Source organism: Streptomyces sp. NBC_01549 (genome assembly GCF_026339955.1).
In the GTDB taxonomy this organism is placed as follows: Bacteria; Actinomycetota; Actinomycetes; order Streptomycetales; family Streptomycetaceae; genus Streptomyces.
Genome location: NZ_JAPEPW010000002.1, coordinates 84,810 through 98,746, shown reverse-complemented (window position 1 = coordinate 98,746; position 13,937 = coordinate 84,810). Strand labels below are relative to the sequence as shown.

General features: G+C 68.1%; 11 protein-coding genes and 8 pseudogenes. 10 read left to right on the top strand and 9 right to left on the bottom strand.

Features of this window, described 5'->3' with window-relative positions:
• Positions 1–99: 99 nt before the first annotated feature.
• Positions 100–372 (bottom strand): hypothetical protein, encoded by a 273-nt coding sequence (locus OG819_RS34960; protein ID WP_266633939.1) that lies wholly within the window; start codon positions 370–372, stop codon positions 100–102.
• 249 nt (positions 373–621) lie between these two features.
• Between OG819_RS34960 and OG819_RS34955 the strand changes: the two are divergent.
• The 3 genes and pseudogenes from OG819_RS34955 to OG819_RS34945 all read left to right on the top strand — a co-directional run.
• Positions 622–768, top strand: a pseudogene (locus OG819_RS34955) (IS30 family transposase); the annotation flags it as partial.
• 4 nt (positions 769–772) lie between these two features.
• Positions 773–1,066, top strand: a pseudogene (locus OG819_RS34950) (integrase core domain-containing protein); the annotation flags it as partial.
• A 249-nt stretch (positions 1,067–1,315) separates the two neighbouring features.
• Positions 1,316–1,465, top strand: coding sequence for a hypothetical protein (locus OG819_RS34945; RefSeq protein WP_266633941.1), 150 nt, complete (start codon positions 1,316–1,318; stop codon positions 1,463–1,465).
• A gap of 15 nt (positions 1,466–1,480) precedes the next feature.
• On the opposite strand, the pseudogene OG819_RS34940 reads toward OG819_RS34945, so the two are convergent.
• A pseudogene (locus tag OG819_RS34940) lies at positions 1,481–2,085 on the bottom strand (transposase); the annotation flags it as partial.
• Between OG819_RS34940 and OG819_RS34935 the strand changes: the two are divergent.
• Positions 2,062–2,637, top strand: coding sequence for a transposase (locus OG819_RS34935; protein ID WP_323139432.1), 576 nt, complete (start codon positions 2,062–2,064; stop codon positions 2,635–2,637). The pseudogene OG819_RS34940 and the gene OG819_RS34935 overlap by 24 nt on opposite strands.
• 174 nt (positions 2,638–2,811) lie before the next feature.
• On the opposite strand, the gene OG819_RS34930 is transcribed toward OG819_RS34935, so the two are convergent.
• From OG819_RS34930 to OG819_RS34920, 3 genes are all read right to left on the bottom strand, one after another.
• The gene (locus OG819_RS34930; RefSeq protein ID WP_266653122.1) at positions 2,812–3,288 is read right to left on the bottom strand and encodes a transposase; all 477 of its coding nucleotides are present in this window, start codon (positions 3,286–3,288) and stop codon (positions 2,812–2,814) included.
• A 49-nt stretch (positions 3,289–3,337) separates the two neighbouring features.
• The gene (locus tag OG819_RS34925) at positions 3,338–3,571 is read right to left on the bottom strand and encodes a transposase (protein WP_266653120.1); all 234 of its coding nucleotides are present in this window, start codon (positions 3,569–3,571) and stop codon (positions 3,338–3,340) included.
• 217 nt (positions 3,572–3,788) lie between these two features.
• Positions 3,789–5,870 carry an NPCBM/NEW2 domain-containing protein gene (locus OG819_RS34920; protein ID WP_266653118.1) on the bottom strand — a complete coding sequence of 694 codons (2,082 nt, stop codon included), beginning with the start codon at positions 5,868–5,870 and terminating at the stop codon, positions 3,789–3,791.
• A 337-nt stretch (positions 5,871–6,207) separates the two neighbouring features.
• Here OG819_RS34920 and OG819_RS34915 point away from each other — a divergent pair.
• Positions 6,208–7,218, top strand: a pseudogene (locus OG819_RS34915) (integrase).
• A 32-nt stretch (positions 7,219–7,250) separates the two neighbouring features.
• A pseudogene (locus tag OG819_RS34910) lies at positions 7,251–7,660 on the top strand (transposase); the annotation flags it as partial.
• A gap of 241 nt (positions 7,661–7,901) precedes the next feature.
• On the opposite strand, the gene OG819_RS34905 reads toward OG819_RS34910, so the two are convergent.
• Together OG819_RS34905 and OG819_RS34900 are read right to left on the bottom strand one after the other, a co-directional pair.
• Positions 7,902–8,240, bottom strand: a complete 339-nt coding sequence (locus OG819_RS34905; protein WP_266655416.1) for an HAD-IA family hydrolase — start codon at positions 8,238–8,240, stop codon at positions 7,902–7,904.
• Between the two features lie 220 nt (positions 8,241–8,460).
• Positions 8,461–8,640, bottom strand: a pseudogene (locus tag OG819_RS34900) (MFS transporter); the annotation flags it as partial.
• A gap of 481 nt (positions 8,641–9,121) precedes the next feature.
• Here OG819_RS34900 and OG819_RS34895 point away from each other — a divergent pair.
• The 4 genes and pseudogenes from OG819_RS34895 to OG819_RS34880 all read left to right on the top strand — a co-directional run.
• Positions 9,122–9,826 (top strand): annotated as a pseudogene (locus tag OG819_RS34895) (PAS domain-containing protein); the annotation flags it as partial.
• Between the two features lie 22 nt (positions 9,827–9,848).
• Positions 9,849–10,073: pseudogene (locus OG819_RS34890) on the top strand (transposase); the annotation flags it as partial.
• Positions 10,074–10,322: a transposase gene (locus OG819_RS34885; protein ID WP_266655414.1), complete on the top strand. Its 249-nt coding sequence runs from the start codon at positions 10,074–10,076 to the stop codon at positions 10,320–10,322. It begins immediately after the preceding pseudogene.
• 311 nt (positions 10,323–10,633) lie between these two features.
• Entirely contained in the window at positions 10,634–11,038 is a 405-nt protein-coding gene (locus OG819_RS34880; protein ID WP_266655607.1) for a hypothetical protein, read from the top strand.
• Positions 11,039–11,373: 335 nt separating this feature from the next.
• On the opposite strand, the gene OG819_RS34875 is transcribed toward OG819_RS34880, so the two are convergent.
• Both OG819_RS34875 and OG819_RS34870 read right to left on the bottom strand, forming a co-directional pair.
• On the bottom strand, positions 11,374–12,141 hold the full coding sequence (locus tag OG819_RS34875) for a hypothetical protein (protein ID WP_266653116.1): 768 nt from the start codon (positions 12,139–12,141) through the stop codon (positions 11,374–11,376).
• A 193-nt stretch (positions 12,142–12,334) separates the two neighbouring features.
• Positions 12,335–13,765, bottom strand: a complete 1,431-nt coding sequence (locus OG819_RS34870) for a selenium-binding protein SBP56-related protein (RefSeq protein ID WP_266633963.1) — start codon at positions 13,763–13,765, stop codon at positions 12,335–12,337.
• Positions 13,766–13,937 lie beyond the last annotated feature (172 nt).

The window sequence follows — 13,937 nt, the reverse complement described above, 5'->3', positions numbered from 1 at the left end:
CGATCCTTCTCGCGGGCCGAGCCGCGACGCGATCGAAACCCGCATCCGCGGCCAGCTCGCCGAGCTCCTCCCCACGCAGTGAGCCTTCCCCCCCATGCCTCAGCTGCAGGAACCGATGGTCTGACTGCCGCCGGAAACGGCCATGAGGCGGGCCGCGTGTGGCGTACCGGTGGCGGGCTGAGGGCTGCGCAGCCGGGTGATCTCCTCGTGCTGGGCGGCGATGCGGGACAGCGCAAGGATCTTGAACTCGGTCAGGTTCTCGAGCGTTGCGTTCTGGCGGGCGATGCGGTCTCGGAGGGTGTCGTTCTCGGCCTTCAGGCGAGCGATCTGGGCGTCCCGGGGGCCGGGATCTGCTGCACGATCGGGTGACATCTGAACTGGCTTGCCCTGTGGGGCGGGTGGGAGGGATGTCGCTGTGCCCAGGCCTTGTCCCGAGGAGTTCCGCGGGGACGTCGTGCGGGTCGCGAGGAGCCGCGGCCCGGGCGTGACGCTGGAGCGGGTGGCCGCCGACTTCGGCGTCCACGGGGTGACGCTGTCGCAGTGGATGCGCCGCGCGGACATTGATGACGGGGTGAAGCCCGGGACGACCATGCAGGAGAATGCGGAACTACGGGCCGCGCGTCCCGGTGGTCGTCCACGGACCTCGAAGCCGTCGCCATGGCGATCAACAACCGGCCCCGCAAGATCCTCGGTTGGCGGACGCCGACCGAGGTCTTCGAAGAGCAGCTACGCTCGCTGCAACAGCCCGGTGTTGCAACGACCAATTGAACTCGCCCAGTTCCGGTCACGGGAATTCGTTCGGGCGCTCGACGGCCACGGGATGGCCGGTTCGACAGGAAGGGTCGGGGCGGCAGGCGACAACGCGGCCATGGAGTCCTTCATCAGTCTGCTGCAGAAGGACGTCCTCGACCGCCGTTCGTGGGCCACCCGTCAGGAACTGCGGATCACGATCGTGACCTGGATCGAGAGGACCTACCACCAACGCCGCCGACAAGCCTCGCTCGGCCGGCTGACCCCCGTCGAATTCGAGACCGTCATGACCGCATCGGCCCTCCGGGCCGCGTGATCGAACCTGTCACCCAAGCCTGCAGCAGACCCCTGGGAACGGCAGCTCCGGAGGTCACAGTGAGTCACTTTCCGTCTCGCGCGGTGATTTGGCCGCAAGACTACCGTCTGTCGCTTCTGCCCCAGTGCCGGCCAAAGACGACGCTGGAGCCGCTGGCCATCGAGGCCACCAGGGCGGCGGGTACGAGCGCGGCATCGACGCGCAGAAGCGCATCCGCTTGGTGTCCGTCCGGCCGGAGACCGAGTGGGAATGCGCCACGGAGTCCTGGTCGATGACGTGGACTTCCGCACCGTCCGGCGGTACTACGACCCCGTCCTCAGTGCCCGGCTTCTGGCCGACGGACCGGTCCCGGACGCCGCCCGCACGACACTGGACGGGTCTGTCCAGCCAACGGTGTAACTCGGGTGGTGTGAGTTAGCGGCGGCCGACGGAGAGTCGGCCGTCGAAGGCGATGTCGAAGGCCTGGAGTGCGGGCTTCCAGCGCATGGTCCAGCGTTTGCGTCCCTGCCCGGTGGGGTCCAGGCTCATGACGGCGAGATAGACGCACTTGAGAGCCGCGGCCTCGTTCGGGAAGTGCCCGCGGGCCCGGACCGCTTTGCGTATGCGCGCGTTCACGCTCTCGATCGCATTCGTGGTGCAGACAACGCGTCGGATTTCCGTGTCGAGCTGGAGGAACGGCACGAACTCGGCCCAGGCGTTCTCCCAAAGCCGCACGATCGCTGGATACTTGGCGCCCCACTCCTCCTGGAAGTCCAGGAAGCGGTCCTCGGCGGCCTTTGCCGTCACGCGGTGTAGACCGGCTTGAGCGCGCGGGAGATCTTGTCTCAGTCCGGGCGGCCCGCGTAGCGGAACGAGGCCCGGATCAAATGGACGACACAGGTCTGCGTGACTGCCTGCGGCCAGACCGCTGAGATGGAGTCGGACACGCCCTTCAGGCCGTCGCAGACCACCATGCACACGTCCTCGACGCCGCGGTTCTTGATCTCGGTCAGAACCTGGAGCCCGTACTTGGCGACTTCGCCGACTGGTATCCGGCTGACGGACGGCGCGGGCTGTCGCCGGCTCGGCTGGCTCTCGTGTCGGTGCTGCAGTATGCGGAGAACCTCACCGACCGGCAGGCAGCGGAAGCAGTCCGCTGCCGCCTGGACTGGAAGTACTGTCTGGGCCTGGAGCTGGATGATCCGGGCTTCGACTTCACGGTCCTGAGCGAATTCCGTGGCCGGGTGGCCGAAGGCGACCGCGCGGACCGGCTCTTGGCACTGGTCGTGGACCGCCTTGCAGAAGCCGGGCTGGTCAGGCGGCGGGGACGGATTCGGACGGATTCCATCCATGTGCTGGTGGCAGTGCGCCGTCTGAACCGGGGAGAGCTTGTCACTGAGACGCTGCGCTGTGCTCTGGAGGACCTCGCGTTGCAGGGTGAGGAATGGCCGGCCCCTCTCGTGACTCCTGACTGGGCAGACCGGTACGGCCGACCGGTGCGCTACGACCGGCTTCCCCGCGGCCAAGACGCACTGATCGCCTGGGTGCTGCGGGTGGGTGAGGACGGGCTGCGCAGCCTGTGCGCCGTCTAGCACGGTGATGCCCCGCCTGCCTTGCGGGAGTTGAGGTCCGTGCAGGTCCTGCGGCAGGTCTGGGTCCAGCAGTACTGGCACGACGAAGCGGGCCGACTTTGCTGGCGGGCAGCGAAGTCGACCCGTGACCGGGCCAGCCGGAGGGCGACCGGGCAGAGAAACACGGGCAAAACCTCAGCGGACGGCCGGCCGGATCCCGCTTCGGCACGGGTGCCGTGGTCCACGAAGGAGATCGTCACCCTTGATGGGGGTGTGCGGCTGGTCGGCCGGGGCCCAGGTGCCGCGGTGCGGCTTGAGCGCCACCACGTAAGGCAGGCCGGCCTCGCGCAGTGCGAGGTACCAGTCGGCACTGACGGAGTAGGCACAGTCGGCGACCACTGCCCGGCAGCCGAAGCCCGCCTCCTTCCCGCGGGCCGCGAGGGCTGCGGCCAGCTGCGGTTTCGTACGGAAGGCCAGGTCGGACCGGCCGCGGGCGAAGTGGCGGGCGGGGGTGTAAGGCCTCGCGTGCAGCGGGTAGTACACGCGGCCGTCGGTCCACACCGTGGTCACCGTGACGATGCCGTTGTCCGTCTTGCCCAGCCGGCCCAGCCACTGCCGGCCCACGTGCGCGGTCGCCGTGCCGTCCTTGCGGTCCCCGGAATCGTCGATCACGATGACCCCACCCTCGTGCGGAGCCGTCGCCGACTCCTCCCGCAGCAGCTCAAGCCACCGGTCGTTGACCTGCTCGGCCTCCCCGGGGGGACTCGGACAGGAAGAACTGCAGCCGCTGCACCCCCGGCATCCCCGCACCCGCCACCGGCTCCGCCCCTGCCAGGCAGGTGATGGTCTTGTTCCGCTCCTGGGGCGCCAGCAGCCCGGTCAGATACTCGCGAAACCCCCGCCGCTGCGCCAGGCTGAAGAAGAGGTCGTCGAACCGGGCCGCGTACTCCTCCAACGGCCCCGGCGCAGGCGGACACGGACGGCGAGCCGTCATCTGCAGCCCCCAGCATGGCAGTTGACTCCTGCCACCGACCTGCGACCAACCGGACCAGCCGTCAACCCACGCCATCGCCGAAATTGACGAACTACCGGTATCCGCGCCACGGCGTCTCAAAGTCTTGGTGAATCGGCCGCACTCAGGTGAGGTGTCACCTGGGTGCGGCCGAGCCGAATCAGCAGGTGGCGTTCAGACCGGCCCAGTTGGCGCGGTCGTTGTAGCCGCCGTCGCCGGCGTCGTCGACCACCAGGTCGAGCACCCGGACGCCGGTCAGGTCGATGTCGACCTGGCGGATGTCGTCGCGGGTCAGCACACCGCTGTCGAACAGCACCCGGCCGTCACCGATCACCTGGAAGGACGACGTGCCGCCCTCCGGGCCGACGTTGCGCACCGCATCGTCGATGCCGACGGTCGCGGTCAGCCGGCTGCACTGGTCGCCGAGGTAGTAGCGGATCGTGGAGGGCGAGGCGACCCCGATACCGGTCGGGTAGACCTTGTCGAGCATGCTGATCGGCGACCAGCCACCGACGCTCTGGTCGACTGTCGGGCTCATCCACCCGCTTGTGGCGCTGATCCACTTGTGGTGCGACAGTACGACGTCGCCGTCCGGCGCCGCCGGTGCAACCACTACCGCCGTGGTCGTCTCCTGCCGCAGCCGTCTCTTGCCGATCACCTCGTACGACATGGTGGCGGTCAGTGCGGCGTTGCCCGGCGCGGCGGTGCCCGGCAGGGTCACGATGAAGGCGAAGGTCGCGGAGTGGTTGGAGCTCAGCAGCTTCGGCGCCTTGCCGAGCGGACGGGCCGTCCAGCCGTCGGGCACCGTCAACTCGACCCGCGGCGCGAAGACCGGCTGCGCACCGTCGTTGCGGACGGTGACCTCGACCCGGGCCTGGTCGCCGCCGGCGACGAGCGGGGCGGTGCCGGCCGGCACCGCGTCGCCACCGACCTGCGTCACCTGCGGCAGGCCGGCGACGACGTGCGGAACACCGGGCTTGCCCGTTGCCGGTCCGACCCGGAACAGGGCCGCGCCGTGGGCGGGGACGGCGGCACTGATGGTGCCGGCGCTCTCGGTGACCTGGTCGGTCCAGGCGTTCTTCAGGGTGAACCGGTGGCCGGAGAGCCCGACCGACGACGCCTTCGTGGTGAGGGTCGCCGGGCTGTCGCCCCGGTTCAGCAGCACCACGGCACGGTCACCGTTGGCAAGACGCTTCACCCAGGTCTCCGTCGTACCGGCGGGCCCGACGCGGACGGCCTGGACACCGGCGGAGTCCTGGTTGATCGCGACGACGTCGCGGTCCTCGAGAATGTCGAGCGAGGTCTTGCTGAGCTTGCGGACGTCGCTGCCGATCATCAGCGGCGCGGCCGCCACCGACCACAGCGTCATCTGGGTACGGAACTCCTCGTCGGTCATCCCCAGCTCAGGTCCGAGGTAGTCCGGGTCGTTGAAGTGCCCCGGCCCGGCGGCCTCGGGGTGCCGCGCGTTCGCGTCGTAGTTCCGCAGCACGTCCTTGTACTTGATCTCGCCGACGAAACCCACATCCGTGTACGTCCGCCAGGACTGCGCGATCGCCGGTGCATAGGTCCAGGAGTTCGTCGACTGCTGCTCCTCGGGGTAGTTGCCCCAGTCCGGGGAGGTCACCGGGTTGCACAGGTTGAAGATCATGGGGCGCTTGCTGGCGTTGTTCCGCAACGCCTGCGCGAACTCGGTGTAGACGGTCTTGGGGTCGAGGTTCGCGGCGATTCCGCAGAGGTAGTCCGCCTTGACCGCGTCGAACTTCCAGGCGGCGAACTGGTCCGCGTCGCGCTGGTAGTAGCCGTGGCTGCCGAGGCCGCACTTGCCCGGGATGTACGGGCCGGCATCGGTGTAGATGCCGGCCTTCAGGCCCTTGGAGTGGATGTAGTCGACCAGCGGCTTCAGTCCGTTCGGAAACTGGTCGGGGTTGGGCACCAGGTCGTCGGCCGAGCTGCGCGGGGTCGGCGCCGCCCAGTTGCCGTCGATCCAGACGTACTGGTAGCCGGCGTCGCGCAGGCCGCTGCTGACCAGGTAGTCGGCTACTGACTTGACCTCGGCCTCGGTCGGATCGCCACCCAGCGCGTAGTAGGTGTTCCAGCCCATGTACGGCGTCGGGCTCAGCGCCTGCTGAGGTGCTGGCGCCGTGACGGCGCCAGTGCCGGCCGCCGGGCCGGCGTGGGCTTGTGCCGGCACGACCAGCAAGCCGGTCAGGAGGGCGAGGAGGACGGTGAGATGTCGTTTCACATCGGGACCTTCGCTGTCCGATCGATCAGGCGTGCCGACCCGTCCTGGTCGTGAGTCCGAGGTACCGCTCCCTCGCGGAGGGTGCGGCGGTCGGTCTTCGGACCAGGCAATGCCTGTGCGCCTGCTGTTTGTTTCCAGGATCTTGCAGCGGTTACCGACGGGCGTCAATAATATTTCCTAAATTAGGAGTTACTGGTGGACCTTCGTCAGGTCGCCCTTGCCGATAGCTTCATCCGCCCTGTTCAGAGTCCGTGTGCCGTGATCTTCGTTCCGTGGATGCTGAGGCCGACGCAGTGCTCTGGCGGAGATGACGATCACCTCGGCGTGATGGTCGCTCGTGCTGTTGAAACTCGCCTGCCTGAGCGTGACCAGCATGGTCGCGATGCCGCGACTGCTGCCGGTGAGCATCCGGGACATGGATGTGGAGATCCTGGCTCTGCACCATCAGATCACCGTGCTGCAACGGGATCTGAACGGGCAGCGAGTCCAGTACGCACCGGGGGACCGGGCGTTGCTGGCGGTGCTGCTGTCTGACCTTCCGAGGGAAGCGCTGCTTCGTATGCGGTTGCTGGTGCGGCCGGACACGATCCCGCGCTGGCACCGTGACCTGGTCGCCCGCCGGCACGCCGCCCGTTCCCGGCCCCGCCGCGGAGGCCAAGCCCGCACCGTCCGCTCCATCCGGGCCCTCGTACTGCGCCTGGTCCGTGAGAACCCGAGCTGGGGGTACCGGCGCGTGCACGGCGAACTGCTGGTCCCGGAGTGAAGGTTTCTACGCTCCCCAGCGGACGTCCTTGTCGCGTGTGACTTCTTGGAGACCGTCACCTTGTCCGGGGCGCGGTGGTACGTCTTCGTGGTGATCGAGCGCGCCAGCCGGCGAATCCGGGTCCTGGGCGCCACTGCGTATCCCACCGCGGCCTGGGTGACCCAGGCCGCGAAGAACCTCGTCATGGACCTCGAAGACGCCGGCTGCCGGGCAAGGTTCATGTTCCGGGACCGGGACGGGAAGTTCCCCGTACTGTTCGACACCGTCCTCACCAACGCGGGCATCGGGGTAGTCCTCAGCGGCGTGCGACTACCGCGCATGAACTCGACCACGGAACGGTGGGTGCAGACCGGCCACGAACTCTTGGACCGCACCCTCATCTGGAACCGTCACCACCTGCTCCGCGCGCTGAGGGAGTTCGAGCAGTTCTACAACGGGCATCGACCGCATCAATGCATCGCCAACGCCCGCCCACTGCACTCGTTGCCCCCACCGATCACCGATCCGGGGCAGACCGCCCGCCTCGACACACGAAAACGCGACCGACTCGGTGGCATCCTCCACGAGTACCAACAAGCCGCGTGACCTGCACGGACGACGTTTTCGGCAAGGACAGCGTCAACCGCCGCCGCAAAGGCACGGCCAACACCCTCGCGGTCCTGAAGTCGATCCGGGCCGCCCGCCCCGACGGCGCCTCGATCTACATCATCCTGGATGACCTCTCCGCGCACACGGGCGACAAGATCCGCCGCTGGGCGAAGAGGAACAAGGTCGAGTTGTGCTTCACCCCGACCAACGCCTCATGGGCCGACCCGATCGAAGCGCACTTCGGACCGCTGCGACAGTTCACCCCTCGCCAACTTCCACCACCCCAACCACACCGTCCAGACCCGCGAGCTGCACCGTTACCTGCGCTGGCGCCGCCCGCCACCCCGACTTGCTGGCCGCCCAACGCCGCGAACGCGCCCGGATCCGCAGCGAGAAGGGCATCCGCTGGGGACGACGACCCCTGGCAACAGCGGCCTGATCGTCACGGCGCTGCGGTCATAGCGGCAGACAGCCGGGCCGTCGACCACCTGACATGCGCGGCGATGCCTCCAGCGCACCGGGCACCTTCAGCTCAACGACCTGGCATGCAGGGCTTCGGGCTTGGTGAAGAGCGCGTCGCAGCCCTCGCTCACCTTGCGGGCCTCGTCGACGCCTTCGGTGATTTCCTCCGGCATCGAGAGAGCCCGCCGCCGCGATCACTGGCCTGTTCAGCCTCGAGGTCACCGGGGAGTCCCTGCTCGCCACCGCGGCCGCCATGGGGGGCTGTTGTTCCTGCCGACGGGCCGGGCCGCGGGCCAACCAGAAGGCCTGGATGGTGAGGGATGTGTCATTTCCGCGTGAGTCCTCGAGTCGGCAATCAGGTGTCGATGACGGCTGCCAGCTCGTCGCGATCGGTGAAGACGTGTCCGGTTCATACCCATGGCCTGCGCGGCGCGTACGTTCTCCCCGCGGTCGTCGACGACGAGGAAGTCGGTCGGGGCGGCCCGCATGGCGACGACGCAGTGATGGAAGGCAGCTGAGGCCGGCTTCGCCGCTTTGATCTTCCCGGAGAAGGCCACGTGGTCCAGATTGTGCAGCCAGGGCTGCGCGGCAAGGAAGGCGTCCGCGTGGTCGGAGGGAATGTTCGACAGCAAGGCGACCTCGGTGTGTGACAGCGGGCGGCCATCTTTCCCAGAGCGCCTGGGCGTTGGTGGCGGGCGATGACCCCAAAGGGGTCGAACAGCACGATGCTGCGGTCGGTGGACATCGTCGTGGGTTCCTCCGGATCCCGAGGGGCGTTCAGCTGCAACTTGCCGCCATCTCGCTCGTGCGGTCGGATCCGGTGCGCAGGATCCCGGCGGCTACGGCGGTGATCCCACACAGCATGATCAGCAGTACGAAGGCGTGATTCAGGGCGACGAGGTGGGTCAACCAGCCGATGGCGGCGGGGCCGGCGAGCATGCCGACGTAGCCGGCCCCGCAAGACCCTTGGCTGGAGGACGCCCGCCGAGACTCTCGACAAACTATCAACGCAAAGCGGAAGTGTTGCGACGACCACTAGAACCCAGACCATGACCCCTTGTCCGATCGTGGTCGGCCCGACCACGGACCCCTTGTCCGATTCGGCGCGGGCCGCCGGAAGCGGGCGTTTCTCCTAGGCCAACTGTGACTGTTCGCGCTAGTTGGCGGATGTTCACGAAGTTGGCGAGTCCGGCCCGAGTGATCGCACGACCCGCCGTAACTGGGCACTTGAGTCGGCGAGCTGATCGGCAGAGTTGGCGGGCAACCGTTCGGCGCGGTTGCGCCAGCGCCTTTGCGGTCCCTAGAGGCTGTCGTCATGAGGGCACGTGGCAGATGCGAGGGCAGGCGGTGCGCCGAGGGTGCCGAGGGCGCCGACGAACGGTAGAACATAAGGGTGAGGGACGAGAACAGCCCTGATGAGGATGCACGGCCGCGCCGTGTGGCGAGGCCGGGGATCGACTACCAGGCGCTGTTCGCGGTCACCCCCACCCCGTATATGGTGCTGGGCCCGGATCTGGTGCTCGCCGACGTCAATGAGGCGGCCTGCCGGGTGACCGGCCGTACTCGTGAGGATCTGCTCGGGCGGTACCTCTTCGATGCCTTCCCTGGCAATCCGGCGGACCCGGATGCTGAGGGGTTTCGGAATCTGCACGCCTCCCTGCACCGGGTCTTGCGCTCGAAGGAGCCGGACACGATGGCGCCGATGAAGTACGGCATTCCCGTGGACGACCGGCCCGGCGTGTTCGAGGAGCGGTGGTGGTCCGCGATCAACACCCCGGTGCTCGGGCCGGATGGGCAGGTGGAGTGGATCATCCACCGGGGGGAGGACGTGACCTCGTTCATCCTCTCCCACCCCCGCCCGCGAGAAGGCGGGGCGCTCAGCGACACGGAGGCGATGGAGGTCGAACTGTACGCGCGGGCGCGCGAGCTCAAGCGACTGAACGAGGAACTACGCCAAGCCCACGCCCGGGAACGCCAGGTCGCCCTGACCTTGCAGGAGGCCATGCTCCGCTCGCCCCACCTGGCCCGGCACCGGGACACCGCGGTGCGCTACTTGCCCGCCGCCGGGTCACTGAACGTGTGCGGCGACTGGTACGAGGTAGTCGACCTGCCCGAGAACAGATTCGCCGTCGCGGTCGGCGACGGCTCCGCACGAGGGTGGGGTCATCGTGATCGACGATTCCGGGGACCGCAAGGACGGCACGGCGACCGCGCACGTGGGCCGGCAGTGGCTGGGCCGGCTGGGCAAGACGGACAACGGCATCGTCACGGTGACCACGGTGTGGACCGACGGCCGCGTGTACTACCCGCTGCACGCGAGGCCTTACACCCCCGCCCGCCACTTCGCCCGCGGCCGGTCCGACCTGGCCTTCCGTACGAAACCGCAGCTGATGCGCGACCACCGCAGCGACCTGCTGCCCACCTGGATGGACCGGGTCCTCGCCGACGATCTGCACGCCCTGCACTCCCTCGTCAGCGGCTTGCGGCGCGACATCGACGCCGTCACCGCGGCCTTTTCCACCTCCTGGAGCTCAGGCCAGGTCGAGGGTCACGTGACGCGCGTCAAGCTCCTCAAACGCACGGGATTTGGCCGGGCCAACCTCGATCTCCTCCGCAGACGCGTGCTTCACAGCCCGTGACCTTGCCGATGTCTCAAGATCGTCGACAGAGCCCGAACCTCCCCACCCGGCATAAGGTCTGCGGTGACCGCCCTGTCATGCTGATCGGCCGCCAGGGCGGAACGGTCTCTGGAAGAGTATGCGGAAGAAGAGAAGACACGATGCGAATTCCATGGCGCCGACGGCCCGCCGGGCGGTCTCGGCGACTGCTTGACGCTGCAGGGATCGGGCCCGGATCGACAGATGCCGGCAACGACCAGGTCGTCGGTCGAGAGGTTGCCTATCGAGTCGCCCAGCGCAACTCCGGCGCGATCACTGAGGTTCTGGCGATCGTGGAGGAACTGCTCGGGGACGAGCCGAACTACGAGTTCGTCGTCTCACTGCTGGAGAACATCCAGAACCTCGTGTCGCACGGTCTCGACACGTTCTGGTCGCCCGACGAGGTGTACGCGCTGCTAGGCCCCCGCGGTGCAGCCTGCTGGGGCACCCTGGCCGGCTTCTGGACCGCAGTGGCCGATTGGTGCGCCCGGACCGGCCTGCCGTTGGAGCCTGTCGAACCGCTTCTCACCATCCAAAACGAGCAACTGAAGGTGCTGTTGTGGACAGGGAACCGGACCCTGTCCACTGGGGAGAAGCTCGGGCTCGCACAGGCAGTCCGTTACGAGAAGGCCAACGGAGCGTCCATACCCAGCTACAGCCACATCGCGGTGGCACTGCGCAGTACCGGACAACAATGACTCTGCTCAGCGTGCTCGATCGGCAGAGGGTGCGTTTCTTCTGGAGGGACCTCGTCGGTGACCAGTACGGACGTGGTCGTTCCGGGAAGAACGACACGATCTACCGTGACGCGGTTTCCGGAGGACCAACGCGTTGACCAGGTGTTTCTCGTCCCTCAAGAAGAAACGCACCCATCGGCAGACTTCACAAAATCCTCGCCAGAGCCGAAATACGCGATCGTCCACAGCTCTGCCTCCATGCCGGTCTGCGCACCTCGCGGGCCGAAGGCAGAGAGTCGCACGGCCGCGCCCGCCGGTTCCCGCGACCTTCATCGCCCTCGTGTGACAGGTCGCGTTCAGCGGTTGACTGTCCCGACAAGGACGAAGAGCGCGGTGAGGACGGCCGCGAGAGTCATCGCCATCGCAGCCGGGACCCCGAGAACTCGCCGGTCCGCGGGCCCCTGCTGATGGGCGAGTGTGAGCGCCACCCACGCCGCCTGCGTGAGTACGCCGCCAACGAAGGCGAGCAGCAGCGGCATGATGCCGTCCGGAATGGGCAAAGCGCTCGCCACGAAGGCACCCGCGACCGGGCTCAAGCAGGCCAGCCCGATCCACGGAGCCACGCGCCGCCTCGGTTGCACCCCCAGCAGAGCGGACAGCGCCAGGCCCTCGCTGGCCGCGTGCACGAGGAGCGCCGCCACCACGGCGACCGAGGCGGTCAGCGCCAGGGTCGACCCCTCCAGGAAGCGGTGCAGAGCGAGCCCTGATGCCGCGCCGACGCCGCCCGCACGACCTGGCTTGCACGGGCAGCCGATACGGACCACGGCACCCATCACGGCGTACGAGGCGAGCGCGGTGACCGGCACCGCCCACAGCGGCACGCCGGCCTCATGGGCCTCGTCCCACGCGTCGGGCAGAAGGTCGAGAACCGCAATGATCAGCAATATCCCTGACACGGCGGCCAGCAGAAGCGCCGACCGGCCGGATCCGCGCCGTGCCAGCCAGGCGCCCACCGCAGTGGCCACAGCCACCAGCACCACGGCCACCAGCGTTCCGGTGGCGGGCAGCTGCCACCCGGTTGCGTCGTCAGTGTGAGCGCCTGCTGCGTAGAGCACGGAGGACATGTCCCCTCCCTCCGAGGGTGGCGGGCTTACGTGCGCGGTGCCCGGGCGAACCGGCTCCGTCGGATGTGCGGGGATGCGACCCGCCGCTGTGCCGATATGTGCCGCCAAATCCTCGGCGCACTCCGCACATGGCGGCCCCCGAGCCGAGTCGGAACAACACGACCTTCAGCAGGCCCTCGCGGAGCACAAGTGGTCAGCTGCGGTAGCAGTACGAATCCGAGGAGGCGTCGCCGCCTTGCAGGCGCGTCTGGTGCACGCGCAAGCCCCGGAAGTCCGGGCCGTGCGGGTAGAAGCGGCTGTCGACGGAGAGCCCGCCGTGTGAGGTGTCGGCGTCGAGTTTGACCATCCACGGGTCGATGCCCGCGGGATAGAACTGTGCGTCCCAGGTGCTGTACAAGGAGTTCGTGAGGTACACGCGCCGCCCATCGCGGCTGAGCTCGACCATCTGCGCTCCGCCGGTCAGTGGAGTGTCCGGCTCGGCGGGATGCGGCTGTCGGCTGACGATGCCTCCAAGACGCACGGACGCGGTCTGCCTCGGATGGAACCGGTCGCTCACGTCGTATTGGTGCAGATCGCCGGTTCCCCATGTGGATACGTACAGCCATTGGTCGTCCACCGACAGGTCGATGTCGGTGATAAATGGGGGAACGGCGCCGAACGGCTGCAGCGCCGGAGGCAGGTCCTCCGTTTGTGCGGGCTCGGCAGGGATGGTGATCACCTTGCGGACCACGAAGTCCTCGCCCTCCTGGTTCCACAGCCACACCGACGCCGACAGGTCCTCGACGTTGACCACGGCGTGTGCGAACCCCCACGTTGCCTCCGGGTCGTGCGCGGGACGCAGCTCCAGCACCATCTGGTTCTCGTCCCCCAGATCGACGCGCTGCAGGTGCCGACCGGAGTCCAGCTCCCAGAAGTGCAGCGAGTGGCCGTACTGGCGATGCAGCAGCAGTTCGGGGACGAGGCCGTCCTCGTACATCGAGGGGGTGCCCCACTCGCTGGTCACGGCGATGTTCTGGCGCAGATGCCACCAGAGGTCGTAGGCGAACCGCTGCGGTCCGCGGTCACTCTCCCAGGCGCGCAGCACTTCGAAGCTTTCGTGGTCCAGCAGCGCGACGCCGCCAGGCCCGTCCGCGCCGTCCGCGCCGCCCAGGCAGGACAGGAACACCCCGTCGGGGCCGCAGTGGAGTGTGTGCGGACGTGAATATTCGGCCTTGGCGGCCAACTCCTCGGACTCGACTACCTTGACCAGGCGCGGGCGGGCGGGATCGGGGCCGGTGTCGAAGATGTGCAGCCGGGAGGAGCGCAGTCCCGGGATGATGAGGTAGCGCCGCGCAGGGTGATGATGACCGGCATGGGCCAGCGCGCTCGAGCAGGCGTTCCAGCCGAAATGGTGCAGTTCGTTGCCCAGGCCGGGCAGCTCGGCGTCGGAGATCACGCGGCCGTATTCGGGGGATTCGGGGTCGGTACCGACGGTGAACAACGCGTCCGCGCGCCGTGCGGTCGGGTCGAAACCGACGACATAGGCGAGCTTCTCCGGGGGCGCGGCGACGGCATCCGCCGGAGTGCGGTACAAGGTGGGGTCACTGTGGTCGTCGCGGTCGTGAGCGTGCTCAGTCGCCCTCATGGCTGTTCCTTACTCCCGAACGGGAGCCTGGATCCGGGGGACTTCCGACAGACAGCCGGACTCAACCGTTCGAGATCGATGTGCCGACGCGGGACAGATATGCCATAAAACGAGCGTTTCACAGTCCCGGAGCCCTGCCAAGCCGACAGCGCGGGGAGTGCGGACCCGTGCC